This window comes from Cognatundibacterium rivi (assembly GCF_018139565.1).
Lineage (GTDB): Bacteria > Pseudomonadota > Gammaproteobacteria > Burkholderiales > Burkholderiaceae_D > Undibacterium > Undibacterium rivi.
The window spans coordinates 114,762-130,444 of sequence record NZ_JAGSPK010000003.1 but is presented as its reverse complement, the minus strand read 5'-3'; the positions used below and the strand labels follow the sequence as shown (position 1 = coordinate 130,444).

The following is a 15,683-nucleotide window of genomic DNA, read 5'->3' as shown; positions in this document are numbered from 1 at the left end:
AAACTATCATGAAGACACTGATCGTCACATCGGCAGCGCTGCTGTTAACAACCGTGGTAAGTGCTGCGGATTTACAGTCAGAAGGACGGGTACATCTGGCTGAAGGGGACGCAGCTGCGGCGAGTAAAAAATTTGCTGAAGCAGCGAAAGTAAATCCATTTGATGCATCTGCGTTAAATAATCAGGCGGTATCGCTGGCAGCGCAGGGCGATTATGAAAACGCACTGAATTTGCTGGAGCGCGCCGTCCGGCTTAATCCCGAGCGTCGTGATATTGCGACCAACCTGACCAGCATGCGGCAATGGATGGCGCGCAACGTACCACAAGTGAAATTGAAAGAGCAGAGCAAACCCATCATGAATGTGTATCCGGATGGCGATATTCCGCCGGAACCACCAGCGCTTTGGAAAAAATAAATACGAATTGGCGGGATTGGGCTTGCCAATTGCTGATTTTTGATGCAATATCAATCCCGAACTTTTTAAGTTTTATCAAAATTTAATATAGCGATTTAAGATAAACGCCTAATTTATGAAACTTGCGCACTTCTTTTTCTTTTTTTACTTTAGCTATTCCAAGCCACAGGCGGTCGGAAGAAGGTAAGCGCACAAAGAAAAAAAGCTCAACCAGATTTCTGAAAAAACCGCCAGTCATGGCGGTTTTTTTTTGCCACGAATTTAGCCCACGAATTCAGCCATTTGCACTTATTTATATTTGAAAGACACAGGAGAGAACATGCACCGTACCGACGATTTACGCATACGCGAAATGAAAGAACTGGTCCCACCTTCACATTTGATCCGTGAATTTGCCTGTTCTGCCAAAGCATCTGAAACCGCTGCACACGCACGCACCGCCTTGCACGATATTCTGCATGGTAAAGATGATCGCCTGATGGTGGTGATTGGTCCTTGTTCGATTCACGATACCAAAGCCGCGATGGAATATGCACGTCGCCTGGCGGAACAGCGCACACGTTTTGCCGGTGAGTTAGAAATCGTCATGCGCGTGTATTTCGAAAAACCGCGTACCACCGTTGGCTGGAAAGGTCTGATTAACGATCCCTACATGGATAACAGCTTCCGCATCAACGATGGCCTGCGTATTGCGCGTGAATTGCTGCTGAACATCAATGAACTCGGCTTGCCAGCGGGGACAGAATTTCTCGATGTAATCAGCCCGCAGTACATTGCTGACCTGATCAGCTGGGGCGCGATCGGTGCCCGCACCACAGAATCGCAGGTTCACCGCGAGCTGGCATCAGGTTTGTCTTGCCCTGTCGGCTTTAAGAATGGCACTGATGGCAACGTCAAAATTGCGGTCGATGCGATCAAGGCATCATCGCAGTCACATCATTTTTTATCAGTGACTAAAGGCGGCCATTCAGCGATTGTTTCGACCAACGGTAACGAAGATTGCCACATTATTCTGCGCGGCGGAAAAACACCGAATTACGATGCGGCGAGTGTCGATGCGGCCTGCAAAGATATCGCGAAAGCCGGTCTGGCGGCGCGCCTGATGATCGATGCGTCCCATGCTAACAGCTCGAAAAATCCGGCGAACCAGATTCCGGTCTGTGCCGATATCGGCGCTCAGGTTGCTGCTGGTGACACGCGTATTGTTGGGGTGATGGTTGAGTCACATCTGGTGGCCGGACGTCAGGATCTGGTGCCGGGACAGGAGCTGGTGTATGGTCAGTCTGTGACCGATGGTTGTATCGACTGGGATTCCAGCGTCAAGGTGTTAGAAGGTCTGGCAGCGGCGGTCAAACAGCGTCGCGTCGTTGAGGCGCAACCAGCGTAAGTGTGCTGCCTTATTGGTGTCTGTGACCCTGATCAGAAACGTTTGCTCAGGGTCATCTGATCGCCTTCACGCCGCATTTCCATGCGGTTCAGAAACGACATACCCAGCAAAGGCATCGTCAGGCCTGCTTCGATGACCGAAGCATCCACCTGATGTAATTCGATATCACCGATCTTGATGGTGTCGAGCTTGATCAGATACGTATTGACGACGCCACCAGCGGTATTGGCGCGGCCCATGCGGCCAGCTTTGTAATTCAGACCGATGCGCGTCGCATCGGCTGCGGGCAGGGCGATCAGGCTGGCACCGGTATCGACCATCATATTCACACCGACGCCGTTGATCATCGCCGGTGCCATAAAATGTCCGCGGTCGCCGGCTTTCAGCACCACGCTGTTACCGCTGCTGGCGGCAGAGCGGTGAACAGTTTGTCCCATCACCAACACGTAGCGTTTGCCGTTGCTGACGATGGTGGCGGATTCCCTATCTGCATCAACCAGTTTGGTGTCGCTGCTCAGCGCGCTGCCTACCGCATAAGTCTTAGGCGGTGCGCCATCGATCACCAGTATCGCCTTGCCCGGAAATAAACCGACTACGCCGACATCCGTTGCGAATGATGACAGTGAATACAGGAAAAGTGGCAGCAGGGCAAAGCGTTTCATGGTGACTTTCGGTATGAAGTACGGCATGCGGAATGAAGCGGGGAGCGCAGCATATCGCACCAAACGGCGCGATATGTCCATCAGCAATCAGTCGCGGAAATTATTAAATTCCAGCGGCAGATCTTTGATTTCCTTGCGCAGTAAAGCCATCGCCGCCTGCAGATCATCACGCTTGGCACCCTGAACGCGCACGGCATCGCCTTGTATGCTAGCTTGCACTTTCATTTTGCTGTCTTTCAGCACTTTGACGATTTTCTTCGCATCTTCAGTCTCAATGCCATTTTTGACCTTGATGACTTGTTTGACTTTGTCGCCACTGATTTTTTCGACTTTGCCGAAATCGAGGAAGCGCACGTCAACTTTACGTTTCCCCATGGTTTGTGTCAGCTCGGTAATGATCTGATCCAGATGGAATTCTGTATCGCCAAAAATCACGACTTCGCGCTCTTTTTCTTTGAGTTCGATTTTAGCGCTGGTGCCTTTCATGTCGAAGCGATTGGTGACAACTTTGTTCGATTGCGTGACCGCATTCTTCACTTCTTCCATGTTTGCTTCAGAGACGGTATCAAATGAGGGCATAGTGCTTCCTTGGTGAAATAAATAAACGTGCGCCATTTTATCAAATGCGCGGCTGTCACAAAGCGCAGCAGCTATAATTTGCACCCTATGACGACGAATCTTTCTTTTTCCCGCGACGTTTCGCTGCAACCGTACAATACTTTTGGCATTGCGGCGCAGGCGAATTACTTCTTATCCATTACCGACGTCGATCAGTTGCGCGCGCTGCGTGCCGATCCTGCACTCGCTGCCATGCCACGTCTGATCTTGGGTGGCGGCAGCAATCTGGTGTTGTCAGATCAGGTCGATGCGCTGGTCCTGAAGATGGATTTACTCGGCAAATCCATCGTTGGTGAAGATGCGGAATTTGTTTATGTGCAGGCGCAGGCCGGTGAAAACTGGCATGCGTTCGTGCAATGGACGCTGGCGCTGGGGCTGGGCGGACTGGAAAATTTGTCCCTGATTCCCGGTACCGTTGGCGCCGCGCCGATACAGAATATCGGCGCGTATGGCATGGAAGTGCAAGACGCCTTGTTTCAACTCGAAGCGTTTGATTTTGCAAGCGGCGAGATGCGGGTGCTGGATAAGGCGGCGTGTCAGTTTGCCTATCGCGACAGTATTTTCAAACATGCGTTGAAAGACCGCGTGGCAATTACCAGCGTGCAGTTTGCTTTGCCTAAACAATGGCAGCCTAAAATCGCTTATGCCGATGTCGCCAGATATTTGCAACTGCAAGCGATCAGCGCACCTTCGCCACGCGCAGTCAGCGATGCGATTATCGCGATACGTCAGGCGAAGTTACCTGATCCGCAGGTGATCGGTAATGCCGGTAGTTTTTTCAAAAATCCGCTGGTCAGTGCGGCGGAACGTGATGCGCTGTTGCTGAACTATCCCGATCTGGTCAGTTATCCGCAGGCATCCGGCGAGTACAAACTGGCGGCAGGCTGGCTGATCGAGCGTTGCGGCTGGAAAGGAAAAAATCTGGGACGTGCCGGTGTTTATGAAAAACAGGCGCTGGTGCTGGTGAATCGCGGCGGCGCGAGTGGCGCAGAAGTGCGCGCGCTGGCGCAGGCGGTGCAGGCTGATGTGCTGGCGAAGTTTGCGGTCACGCTGGAAGTTGAACCGGTGTTTGTCTGATTTATTTCTCTGCCGGTCGCGTTGGCCGGCGCTCTGACATATGCGTCGTTTTTTTCTGTCAAGACAGATACTCCCCCTCTTTTTTAATGAAATCGCCTTTATCTCAGCATAAATAAAGGGCTTCAAAATATACTGGGGGGAGTATATTTAAGGTCTTTTGGCACGTCTTTGGCCGTATTGGGCACTATCGTAAAAATGTCAGCCATGCTGGCAGCACAGCCATGCGTTTCAAACACGGGTCAGCGATCGCAACCCATGCCTTTTAAATCCTTGTCCGCATTGCCAGCATTACCGCCCTGACGCAGGCTGGTCAGTGCTTCACGCACCTTATCGCACATCGCTTTTTTACGCGCTGCTTCGCCATTGTCGGGTGCACTTGCCGATGCGGCTTTTTCGTTGGCAGCCGGTGCAGAGGCAGACGCTGGCGTGGCTGGCGCTGCAGGCCTTGCGGCATTCATTGCACGCTGTTTTTCATCCATGCATTCTTTTTCAACCGCTGCCCGCACATCCGCAGCATTGCCACGTTGCGCGTAAATTTCATTGATCAGTTTCTTGCGCTCTTCGGTGCCGGCTTCGGACAAAACACGTTCCTGCGTTGCACCGGCTTCACGCATCCAGATAATTTTTTTAGCGTCTTCACCACGCAAACGGCACGATGCATCGACCACCGGTTTGTTCGCATTGTCCGTGGCCGCGAGCTTGCCTAAGATCTGCTCTTTCTGGCCTTTGTCGCAGGGCTTGTCCTGATACGAATTTCCGCAGCGATACAGGGTTTGCGCCTGCGCACCCGTCGCCATACTGAGAACCAGCAGCAAGCTGCCGAGAGCTGTGGATGTTGAGAATATTTCGCGTCGCGTCTTCATAGTGACTCCTGTCGTCCAAATGCAGAGAGGTGCCATCTGTGCACCTCTCTTTGTTTTACTGCGGTTGGATTCAGCCTTTGCTTCTGGCTTCGATGGTTTCCCATTTATCCAGCGCGGTCAGCAATTCCTCGTCGATGTCGGCAAAGCGCGCATTCAATTTATTCGCTTCATCCGGGCCATTTTTATACAAATCAGCATCAGCGAGTTTCGCGGTAATCGCAGCTTGTTCTGCTTCCAGTTGCGCGATCAGCTTAGGCAATTCTTCCAGCTCGCGTTGCTCTTTGTAGCTGAGTTTTTTTGCTTTTGCAGTGGCCGTCGCCGTTGCTGCAGAATTGGCAGCATTCGCGGCTGGCTTGTTATCTGCTTTCACTGCAGATTTAGCGACGGAATTGCTGTAACGTTCCCAGTCGCTGTAACCGCCGATATATTCGCGCCACTGGCCTGCGCCTTCAGAGACGATCACCTGTGTCACAACGTTGTCGAGGAAAGTACGATCATGGCTGACCAGGAACACGGTGCCGGTATATTCTTCGAGCAATTCTTCGAGTAATTCCAGCGTGTCGATATCCAGATCATTCGTCGGTTCATCGAGCACCAAGACGTTCGCTGGTTTGGCAAACAGGCGCGCCAGCAACAGGCGGTTACGCTCGCCGCCAGACAAAGATTTGACCGGTGAACGGGCGCGTTCCGGCGCAAACAGGAAATCGCCCAGATACGACATCACATGCTTGCGCTGGCCGTTGATTTCAACGAAATCACTACCCGGTGCAATCGTTTCAGCCAGACTCATTTCATCATTTAACTGCGCGCGCATCTGATCGAAATATGCGATCTGCAATTTACTGCCTTGTTTGATGGTGCCGCTATCCGGTGTTTCCTGCCCGAGTATCAGTTTCAGCAAGGTGGTTTTACCTGCGCCGTTCTGACCGATCAGACCGATCTTATCGCCACGCATAATGATGCTGGAAAAATCTTTGACAATGACTTTCTCGCCAAACGATTTGCTGACGTTTTCCAGTTCCGCCACGATCTTGCCGGAACGCTCGCCGGTGGTGACATCGAGTTTGACCTGGCCTTGCAATTCGCGTCGTGCGCTGCGTGCCAGACGCAATTGTTCCAGACGTTTGACGCGACCTTCATCGCGCACGCGGCGCGCTTTCACGCCCTTGCGTATCCAGATTTCTTCCTGCGCCAAAAATTTATCAAACTTCGCATTTTCGACTTCTTCATTTTCCAGCTGCTCTGCTTTGCGGGTCTGATAGGTGGTGAAATTGCCGGGATACGAAGTCAGCTTGCCGCGATCGAGTTCAACGATGCGCGTTGCCACATTGTCGAGGAAACTACGGTCATGCGTAATGAACAGCACACTGCCTTTGAAATCTTTCAGCAAACCTTCCAGCCATTGAATCGAAGAGAAATCCAGATGGTTGGTCGGTTCATCGAGCAACAATACATCCGGTGCACTGACTAGCGCACAGGCCAGCGCCACGCGCTTTTTCATCCCGCCCGATAAGGTGCCCATAATCGCGTCTTTGCCGAGATTGAGTTTGTCCAGCGTGGTTTCGACTTTATTGCCGAGACTCCAGGCATCGGCTGCATCCAGCTTGACCTGAATGTCATGCATGCGCTCCATCAGCGCATCATCATTGTCGCCACCGAATTGGCCGGTCAGGCTTTCATATTCCTGCAACAGCGCCGGTAATTCACCGAGGCCCGAAGCCACTGCGTCAAACACGCTGATGTTCTGGTCAAATTGCGGTTCCTGTTCCACATACGCGATTTTCAGACCTTGTTGCTGCACCAGCAGACCATCGTCGATTTTTGAAGTGCGGGCGATAATTTTCAGCAAAGAAGATTTGCCGGTGCCGTTACGGCCGATCAGACCGACGCGCTCGCCGGTTTCAAGAGAAAACTCTGCATGATCGAGCAGAGCTACGTGTCCGAATGCCAATTGGGCATCGCTTAATGAGATAACTGCCATAAATACCTGTGAGATCAGTACGGCAGATCATGCCGGACTACATTGGAGAAAACCCGTATTGTACGACAGGCAGCCCGGCGCTTAGCGATCTTGATGCACAGTGTTGATGTGCCATTGATTGATTGTTAGGGGCTGCTCAGGTAAGATGGCGGGCTTGCTGAACCGCGCCTGCCGCTGTTCACACCGTGTCTCGCCGTAGTTCAATGGATAGAACGTATGCCTCCTAAGCGTAAGATACAGGTTCGATTCCTGTCGGCGGGACCAGTCCTGGCACATCTCATTCCTCAACGTAATCGACGTACTTTTCCCTCTGTTTTGTGATTAGCGGTCAGCTTTGACCACACATGATGCGTGGCTGATTCGTTAAATATTATTTCCTACTGGCAATCAGGCATTACTACAGATGAATATCCTATAGAATCAAGCGATTGCACCGATATACACAAAAACAATACAACGCTGATTTTTAATCATCTGTCAATTTTAGCGATGTTATCCCTGCAGCTTTTTCAGCTTTCAACGCATGCGCACTTTCAGCACGAGAGTGTCGGCCAAACATTCCTTCACGTTTCCACAGCAGTGGGCAGATTCAGCCTCACTGAGTATCAAACATAAAGAGCACCGTCATGAACCAGTCCAGTATCTCCCGCCAGAATGCCTTGATCGAAGCGCTCAACCGTGTGCAGGCGATTATCGAATTTGACCTGCAAGGCAATATCCTGCACGCGAATGAATTGTTTCTTACAACGATGGGCTACACGCTCGACGAAGTGGTCGGCCAGCATCATAAAATTTTTTGTGAGCCGTCTTATGTCAATGGCATAGGATATAGCCAGTTCTGGAGTAAGTTAGCTAAGGGCGAAACGTATACTGGCGAGTTTCATCGTTACGGTAAAGACGGCAAAACAGTCTGGTTGCACGCGTCCTACAACCCCATTATGGACGACGATGGCAAGCCCGCACGCATCGTCAAATTTGCGACCGACATCACCGCAGAAAAATTACGACGCGCTAACGATGAAGGGAAAATCAATGCAATAGACCGGGCGCAGGCGGTGATCGAATTTTCTCTGGATGGCAGAGTGTTAGTGGCGAATCAGAATTTTCTGCAGATTTTTGGCTACGACATCGAACAGATAACCGGACAACATCATCGCCTTTTTTGCACGCAGGACGAAGCGCGTTCTGTTGAATATCTGAATTTCTGGGAACGCCTCGGGCGTGGTGAATTTGATGCTGGTGTTTATCGGCGGCTTGATGTGCATGGCAAGGATGTCTGGATACAGGCATCGTATAACCCAGTGTTCGATCCCGATGGTAAGCCATACAAGATCGTGAAGTTTGCGACTGACATTACAGAATTGCGTACCAGACAGGCGGAATCTGAGGGCAAGCAGAATGCGATTTCCCGTTCGCAAGCGGTGATTGAATTCGATTTGCAGGGCAATATCCTGGCGGCGAACGCTAATTTTTTACGTACTTTCGGTTTTACCGAACAGGAAATCATCGGCCAGCACCATAAAATGTTTTGCGAAGCCGCGCTGGTCAAATCACTGGAATACCGGCATTTCTGGGCCGATCTGGCAGATGGCCAGTTTAAAAGCGGGCGCTATAAACGGATAGGCAAACACGATGCCGAAGTCTGGATACAGGCAACCTACAATCCTATTCTTGATCTGGAAGGCAAGCCGTATAAGGTTGTGAAATATGCGGTGGATATCACCGAGCAAGTCGATAGGGAAAACCTGATTTCAGAAAAAGTTGAATCGATCACGCGCATACTCGACGAACTGTCAGCATCCATCGACAGCATTTCCAAAAGTTCTGAACACTCGAATGATCTGGCGCAGAAAACCCAGCAACATGCGGCCGATGGCAGCGGTGTGCTGAAGCGTTCGCAAGAAGCGATACAGGCGATACAGAAATCGTCAAACGATATCAACGAAATTATCAATACGATTGCTGATATTGCCAGTCAGACCAATTTGCTGGCGTTTAATGCGGCGATTGAAGCGGCGCGCGCAGGCGAGCAAGGGCTGGGCTTTTCCGTGGTGGCTGACGAGGTGCGTAAGCTGGCAGAAAAGTCGACGTTGGCAGCGCGCGAGATCGCCAAGCTGATCACGCAAACCGTGACGCGGGTGGACGAAGGCGGGCGTTTGTCGGAACAGGTCGGTGATTCGTTTGCGCGGATTCTCGATTCCATGAATAACACCACGCAATCAATCGCTGCGATTCACGGTGCAACCACTGAGCAGGCCGATGCGACCCGCAACGTCGTGAACTTGCTCAACGAATTGAATCAATCGACGGAGCGCCTGTGACCCTCGCCACCGCACCGGTCGCGTTAAACGGCGCGCGTCGCAACGACAGCAGTCTGAGCATGACATTCTGCCGGCTTGGTGAATTGCGTTTTGCTGTGCCGCTGAACGATGTGGTGCAGGCGATCCGGCAGCCACCTCAACTGACGCTGTTGCCACGTCGCGATCAGGCGATTGTCGGCGTGTTTGTGTATCGGCAGCAGACCATACCATTGCTCGATTTGCGGCGCTGGTTACCGTGGCCGGATGAGCGTGACGAATTACCGGGACAGATATTATTGTTGCGCCAGAATGCGCATCTGGTCGGTGTGGTGATTGATCAGGTTGAAGGTTTGCAGCGCGTCCCTGGCAGTCAGATTCAGCGCGTGATTCAGCGAGAGGATGACGAAGAATTATTTCACTCCACCGTCAGTATTGCCGCTGGCGAACAAGAGTCGCAGGCTCTGGGTTTGCTTGATGTCGATGCGCTGATCCGGCTGTCACAAGTATGGAGCGCAGCGGATGAAGAGTTCGCGGCTTCCATCGCAGCAGCCGATAGCGGATTGGCCGCAACTGCTGCTGCCTCAATCAGCACAGTGCCGCATGCATTGTTTGAGCTTGCCGGACAGGTGCTGGCAATTCCCGCCAGCGATGTTGCCGCCGTGATTTCCATGCCTGTCGTGACCACGATATTTGGACGACATCCGGCGTGGCTCGGTATGACCCTCTGGCGCGAACGTGATGTGCCGGTCTTGCGCACGATGGCGGCTTTAGGCTTACCACCGCCAACAGCGGATGAACCTGCGCACAAAACGACGGCATCCGCGCAAGAAAATTTGCTGGTGATACTGGGCAGCGAAGGGCGTTATGCCGGCTTACCGGTGCGGGCCGCCCGTGCGGTCACGCCACTCGATACCAGCGCAGCGCAAACGGCTGCCAGCGCTGGTTTACCTGTCAACGCGGTATTAAGTGGCGTATTGCATCTGAATGCGGAGGAACGTCTGTTGCTGGTCGATGGGGCAGCGCTGGTGAATACCTGCTCTTTGAGTGCGCTGAGCCAGAAAACCGCGAGTGCCGAACAAGGCCCGCAAAACCAGCAGTCAGATCAACAGAGTCAGGCGGATCAGGATGCGGCGTTACAAGCGCATGTGGTGGTGCTGGGCGGACACGCCTGGGCAATCGGCATGCGCTGGCTGGAGTCCATCATTCTTTTCCCGTTGCAGCTCGATAAAAATACAGCGGGAAACCCGGCACAGTTGGGTAACTTTATCTGGAATCAGCAGACCATACCCTTGTGGGATTTGCGTATGCTGACCAATCAAACACCAACGCCGGATAGCCAGGAACGCCGCGTGCTGATCACGCGTATCGGCGGTGCGCTGGTCGGGCTTGCGGTTGAGCAGTTGCTGATCCTGCTACCCGCCAGAACCGGCAAACTTGCAGCATTCGGGCGACGTCAGAGCGGCGTCACGCACATCATCACCGTCCGCGATCAGGATCAGGAAAAAAGCTACAGCATTCTGAATTCGGCCGAATATTTGCCGTTGCAGCAGGCGCTGACATCTTCTGCTCACTGAAAAATGGGGAGTATCTGCTATTTCATGCGGATTGTCGGCATGAAATAAGGGGCTTTAAAAATACTCCCCCCCAGTATCTTTTCATTAAAAAGCCTTCATTTACTGCCCGTAAGGGCAATCTGTCATCGCTAGTTGGCTCGCCTGAAACAAGGATGAAAACCGTCGCAGCATTGCGATGTGCCTGAAAATATCTTCGTAAAAAATAAAACTCAGTAAAATAGACCATATCTATTTTGTAATTTTCGTGACGGAGTACGAATGAGTGGTAAGACTTCTCGTGGCATGACGTGGGCAAGAATCGTCATCGTTTTGATTCTGGTCAGCTTGATGGCATGGTGTACGACTAATAATCGCAGGATGGCGCAATCAGCGCCGCTGCGCATGGAGTTGCAATCCATCTTTCTTGAGCAAGGCTTAATCGATAACAACAACGAGCGCAGTAATCTCGCGGACGTCGCCAGAAAAGCCGGAACCGCCCGCATGAACCGTCTCCTGTACGATGTGGCAGGCAGCGCTTCACTGGATAGCCTGAAATGGATCGTGGCCAATGGTGCCGAACCGAAAAACATTGGCATCATGCGTGATATGACTTTGCTGCAATCAGTGGCGATGCGGGCGCAGGGCGACCGGATAGAATATTTTCTGGGGTTGGGATTAAATCCTGCCGAACGCAGTCGTGACGGTAAAACCCTGATGCATATCGCTGCGCAAGGTGGTATGGATAATAAAGTGCTGGCGCTGTTGGTGAGCAAAGGCCTGAACATGAATGAGCCGGATAATGTCGGGCGCTTTCCCATACATTACGCCAGCGTCAAAGCGATCAGTGTGCTGGCCGGTGCCGGTGCCGATATCGATGCGAAAGATCCGCTGGGAATGACGCCTTTGCATTACGCTGCCAAAGAAGGGAAGAACGATATCGTTGCCGAGTTATTGCGCAATTCGGCCTCGGTTTATCTGACTGACAAAAAGGGCAGAACCGCGCTGCATTTTGCGGCGATGACGGCACAGTCAAATAATGTGGTGGATACCTTGCTGGCCGCCGGTGCTCCGGTCACAGTCAGAGATGAAGATGGTAATACGCCGAAAGATCTCGCCATCGAAGCGCGTGACAATTACCGCTATCGCAATGTGAGTGTGATTGACCGTCTGTAAAAATCGACGGCTGTGAAAAAAAGCATAAAAAATAGCTTCATACGCGTTAATGGCTGTGTATAAAGCTCTTTCGGCACTATTCCCAGTTTGTTTGCAGTAGTAGCTGTGACGATTAATGTTTATTACGTTTCAGAATGACGGGATCGCGACCGTCCGCGGGAGCTACTTGCAGTTTGTAATCGATGGCTTTTGCGTCTTGCTGGCTGATCTTGTCGTTGAATGTGGATTTCAGAAAGTCCCACATATTTCTTTGCAGACCATCACATTCAAGTACATCGCGGCTTTTACGGGTATAGCGATGGTTGTATTCGAGATCATTTCCTTCTTGTTCTTCACGATAATTTCTTGATCGTGAATTCTCATTTGCCCGTTCGCGCTCGAACTGATTCATAGGGATAGCGCAGTTTTCGCGGAAATTCGACATCAGCAACTGCTCCACGGCGACGCTGCATTGTGAATAGCGATGCGACAGTTGCCAGCAGCTTTTTCCTACATCCTGCTCTTTGATGCGAGAGCTGATTTTCTTTAATGCTGCGTCGTCACGGACTTCCTTGACTGATTCGCCTGCTTTGCTGGCGCAAGGTTGATCTGTGTAGGTAACCGTACCGGTACTGCTGACACATTTTTTTAAATCAGCGTGTGCCGATAGCGGTGCAAGCAGGATAAGCACAACAGAAAAACAGACAACCGGGTTGAGCATGAATACTCCAGTCAAAAATAAAGGTAATGAATTGTTCCCGCGCTTTTTTCTGACCAGCAATGCAGCGGCGGGAGACAAAGATTTTATCGAGGGGTATTGTAAAATATCTGTTACAAAGTGATGGTTTATTTTTTACTTGATCACAACGCCGTCCATTGCTGCTCGACCAGCAGGTGGTCGCCGGAATAAATCCTGCCGGTGAAAATTGCACCGCTTTGAACTGGTCCCACGCCTTTCGGTGTGCCTGTCATCAGGATGTCGCCATCATTGAGGCTCATAAAACTCTGTATCGATGCCAGTAATTGTGCAGGTTTAAACAGCATCAGCGGTGTGCCGCCATGTTGTGCGAGCTGTCCGTTAATCAGTAATTCCAGCCGTAGCGCTTCCAGATTGCCGTCGAAGCGCACAAACTGGCTGAATACTGCCGAGCCATCAAACGCTTTGGCGCGTTCCCACGGTAATCCTTGTTTTTTCAGGTTGGTCTGCACCGCACGGCGGGTCAGATCGAGACCGAAACCGACCGCATCGATCTGGCCATTCTGCAACAGGAAGCTGATTTCACCTTCGAAATGGATATCGTCGCCATCCGAGCGCAGTTCCTCAGACAGAGCCGAATTTGGTTTGACAAAAATCACCGGTTCTGTCGGAACTTCGTTATCGAGTTCGGCGATATGTTCGACATAATTGCGGCCAGCACAGACGATTTTGGATGGCACGACGGCCTGATTTTCGCGTATCACGGTATGCATGTTGACTCCTGAATTTCTGTCGCGAAAGCGACCAGTTGAATTGATGTAAAGAACTTTCTCAGCGTTGCGCGAATGCGAGTTTGGCGGCCAGTAAGGCAAACACAGTCGCCGCGCTGCGATTGAGCCAGCGCTGTGCTTGTGCCGAGCGGCGCAAACGCTGACCGACACTGGCGGCGAACCAGGCGATACCACCAAAGGTGATCAAGGTTGAGATGATGAAAATGGCACCAAGCTGAAAAAACTGCGGTGCAATCGCACCACGTTCTGCGGAGACAAACTGCGGCAGCAACGCGAGGAAAAATAACACGACCTTAGGATTCGTCAGATTCATGATAATGCCGCGCAAATACAGCTGCGCCGGACGCATGATCAGTGCGCTGTTACCTGCCGTATCGCCGACCGGAGCATGAAACGCGCCCCACGCCAGATACGCAAGATAAGCTGCGCCGACGAATTTGAGAACAAGAAATGCGGTCGCCGAGGCGGCAAACAGTGTGGCCAGCCCCATCGCAATGGCGCTGGTGTGGACGATGATGCCGGTACTGAGACCAAAGACGACCAGCATGCCCGCTTTGCGTCCCTGCGTTGCCGATTGCATCAGCACGAACAGGTTATCGGGGCCGGGCGTCAGTCCCAGCAAAATTGAAATACCAAAGAAAGTCAGCGCAGTTTGTAAAGTCAGCATGGCATCACCCAGAAAAGCAAACCAACATTATCTGCGATTTGCCTTCAAGCGGGTATCGTCCGCTGTGCTTAAATTACAGTGAGTGGCGGCGTTTTTCCGGATGGCTCAGGACTCGCCCGCTAGTGACTGGATCAACATCATTCGCCTGCAGGTATTCCAGCGCGCAACTGGTGCCGTGGCTTTGTTGCAGGCGGATCGCGGTTTCCACATACGCTGCAGTGCGCAGATCGTGGCGCTGCGCGTCAATATGGGCGATATCGGTCAGCGGTGTGGCAGAAGCGGGGAAATCAGGAATAGCGGTAATACCGTGGCGGTGCATGTCAGACTCCATAATCAAACCAGCCGCGACATCGTTCTTATGCCCTCTTACTGCTACGGACACTCATCATGCAACTGGTGATGGTCATAAGGTTGCTGTGGCGGGGTGGATAATCAATAAGTGGGTATCCGTGAAACACCCTCACATTATAAATCCATCAAGGGCAGAAAGATTGCGCGGCGTCAACATCCCGCCAAGCCGCTGCCGGGACGGACGGGCTGCGAGGATGTTGTGACTAGCTTCTTGAGTCAGGTTTGACAGGCACTCATGCTTACAGCGCGGTGCGCAGGGCGAATAATTCCGGAAACAGCACCACATCCAGCATCTTGCGCAGGTAACTGACGCCAGCCGTGCCGCCGGTACCGGTTTTAAAGCCGATGATGCGTTCTACGGTGGTCACATGACGGAAGCGCCAGATGCGGAAAGCGGTTTCCATATCCACCAGTTTTTCTGCCAGCTCATACAAAGACCAGTGTTGTTCCGGCGCGCGGTACACTTGCAGCCATGCGGCTTTAACGGATTCATTGGCGGTCGTCGATTGTGTCCAGTCTGCTTGCAAGCGCTCAGCATCAATCGCCAGACCCTGCCGTGCCATCAGCATGATCGCTTCATCGTAAATCGATGGCGTGTGCAACGCATCGCTGAGCGTGGCATGGATTGCCGGTTTGCTTTCATGCACGCTCAGTAAGGCCGCATTCTTATTGCCGAGCAGGTATTCCAGTTCGCGGTACTGATGCGATTGAAAGCCGGACGAGGCTCCGAGGTAAGGGCGGATCGCGGTGTATTCACTCGGCGTCATGGTTGCCAGCACATCCCAGGCGTGCACCAGCTGATCCATGATGCGTGCCACGCGTGACAGCATTTTGAACGCAGGCGGCAAATCATTATTGCGTATCTGTACCCGCACCGCATGCAGCTCATGCAGCATCAGCTTAATCCAGAGTTCGCTGGTCTGGTGCTGTACGATAAACAGCATCTCGTTGTGATTTGGCGAGCGCGGATGTTGCGCCGTCAGTATCTGATCCAGACCCAGATAATCGCCGTAACTCATGTCATTCGAAAAATCCATCTGTGCGCCATGCCATGCCATCGGGCATTTGCCAGCGGGTGTATTGTCGTTGCTCATTGTGTTCCTCTTTTTTATCGTTGCTGTTGCTTTGTCTGCTGACTTATCTGCTCATTTGTCTTTATCGCCGCTGT

General features: G+C 52.0%; 16 protein-coding genes and 1 tRNA gene. 7 read left to right on the top strand and 10 right to left on the bottom strand.

Translation table 11 applies throughout. From position 1 onward, the window contains the following. Positions 1 to 8 precede the first annotated feature (8 nt). The gene (locus KDM87_RS09290) at positions 9 to 416 is read left to right on the top strand and encodes a tetratricopeptide repeat protein (RefSeq protein WP_212678827.1); all 408 of its coding nucleotides are present in this window, start codon (positions 9 to 11) and stop codon (positions 414 to 416) included. Positions 417 to 498: 82 nt separating this feature from the next. On the opposite strand, the gene KDM87_RS09285 is transcribed toward KDM87_RS09290, so the two are convergent. Continuing rightward, entirely contained in the window at positions 499 to 654 is a 156-nt protein-coding gene (locus tag KDM87_RS09285; protein ID WP_212678826.1) for a hypothetical protein, read from the bottom strand. Positions 655 to 735: 81 nt separating this feature from the next. Between KDM87_RS09285 and aroG the strand changes: the two genes are divergently transcribed. Next, complete coding sequence (gene aroG / locus KDM87_RS09280) at positions 736 to 1,803, top strand: 3-deoxy-7-phosphoheptulonate synthase AroG (protein ID WP_212678825.1); 1,068 nt, start codon at positions 736 to 738, stop codon at positions 1,801 to 1,803. Between the two features lie 32 nt (positions 1,804 to 1,835). Here the strand turns inward: aroG and KDM87_RS09275 are convergent, their stop codons facing one another. Further along, a complete protein-coding gene (locus KDM87_RS09275) occupies positions 1,836 to 2,465 on the bottom strand; it encodes a retropepsin-like aspartic protease family protein (protein WP_212678824.1) in 630 nt (209 codons plus the stop codon). A gap of 87 nt (positions 2,466 to 2,552) precedes the next feature. Further along, entirely contained in the window at positions 2,553 to 3,044 is a 492-nt protein-coding gene (locus KDM87_RS09270; protein ID WP_212678823.1) for a YajQ family cyclic di-GMP-binding protein, read from the bottom strand. Positions 3,045 to 3,131: 87 nt separating this feature from the next. Between KDM87_RS09270 and murB the strand changes: the two genes are divergently transcribed. Then, entirely contained in the window at positions 3,132 to 4,160 is a 1,029-nt protein-coding gene (gene murB, locus KDM87_RS09265; protein ID WP_212678822.1) for a UDP-N-acetylmuramate dehydrogenase, read from the top strand. A gap of 239 nt (positions 4,161 to 4,399) precedes the next feature. Here murB and KDM87_RS09260 read toward each other — a convergent pair whose 3' ends face one another. Together KDM87_RS09260 and KDM87_RS09255 are read right to left on the bottom strand one after the other, a co-directional pair. Next, entirely contained in the window at positions 4,400 to 5,023 is a 624-nt protein-coding gene (locus KDM87_RS09260) for a hypothetical protein (protein ID WP_212678821.1), read from the bottom strand. A gap of 70 nt (positions 5,024 to 5,093) precedes the next feature. Next, positions 5,094 to 7,004, bottom strand: coding sequence for an ATP-binding cassette domain-containing protein (locus KDM87_RS09255; RefSeq protein WP_212678820.1), 1,911 nt, complete (start codon positions 7,002 to 7,004; stop codon positions 5,094 to 5,096). 189 nt (positions 7,005 to 7,193) lie between these two features. Between KDM87_RS09255 and KDM87_RS09250 the strand changes: the two genes are divergently transcribed. From KDM87_RS09250 to KDM87_RS09235, 4 genes are all read left to right on the top strand, one after another. Continuing rightward, positions 7,194 to 7,268, top strand: a tRNA-Arg gene (locus KDM87_RS09250). A gap of 362 nt (positions 7,269 to 7,630) precedes the next feature. Continuing rightward, positions 7,631 to 9,325, top strand: coding sequence for a methyl-accepting chemotaxis protein (locus KDM87_RS09245; RefSeq protein WP_212678819.1), 1,695 nt, complete (start codon positions 7,631 to 7,633; stop codon positions 9,323 to 9,325). Beyond that, entirely contained in the window at positions 9,322 to 10,878 is a 1,557-nt protein-coding gene (locus KDM87_RS09240; protein ID WP_212678818.1) for a chemotaxis protein CheW, read from the top strand. The genes KDM87_RS09245 and KDM87_RS09240 overlap by 4 nt, the downstream gene beginning before the upstream one ends. A 258-nt stretch (positions 10,879 to 11,136) precedes the next feature. After that, positions 11,137 to 12,030, top strand: a complete 894-nt coding sequence (locus tag KDM87_RS09235) for an ankyrin repeat domain-containing protein (RefSeq protein WP_212678817.1) — start codon at positions 11,137 to 11,139, stop codon at positions 12,028 to 12,030. A gap of 112 nt (positions 12,031 to 12,142) precedes the next feature. Here the strand turns inward: KDM87_RS09235 and KDM87_RS09230 are convergent, their stop codons facing one another. The 5 genes from KDM87_RS09230 to kynA form a co-directional block, all read right to left on the bottom strand. Then, on the bottom strand, positions 12,143 to 12,730 hold the full coding sequence (locus KDM87_RS09230; protein ID WP_212678816.1) for a DUF4124 domain-containing protein: 588 nt from the start codon (positions 12,728 to 12,730) through the stop codon (positions 12,143 to 12,145). 140 nt (positions 12,731 to 12,870) lie between these two features. Beyond that, on the bottom strand, positions 12,871 to 13,479 hold the full coding sequence (locus KDM87_RS09225; RefSeq protein WP_212678815.1) for a fumarylacetoacetate hydrolase family protein: 609 nt from the start codon (positions 13,477 to 13,479) through the stop codon (positions 12,871 to 12,873). 58 nt (positions 13,480 to 13,537) lie between these two features. Beyond that, positions 13,538 to 14,164 (bottom strand): LysE family translocator, encoded by a 627-nt coding sequence (locus KDM87_RS09220; RefSeq protein ID WP_212678814.1) that lies wholly within the window; start codon positions 14,162 to 14,164, stop codon positions 13,538 to 13,540. A 73-nt stretch (positions 14,165 to 14,237) separates the two neighbouring features. After that, positions 14,238 to 14,483, bottom strand: coding sequence for a hypothetical protein (locus KDM87_RS09215; protein ID WP_212678813.1), 246 nt, complete (start codon positions 14,481 to 14,483; stop codon positions 14,238 to 14,240). 271 nt (positions 14,484 to 14,754) lie between these two features. Beyond that, the gene (gene kynA / locus KDM87_RS09210) at positions 14,755 to 15,609 is read right to left on the bottom strand and encodes a tryptophan 2,3-dioxygenase (RefSeq protein ID WP_212678812.1); all 855 of its coding nucleotides are present in this window, start codon (positions 15,607 to 15,609) and stop codon (positions 14,755 to 14,757) included. Positions 15,610 to 15,683 lie beyond the last annotated feature (74 nt).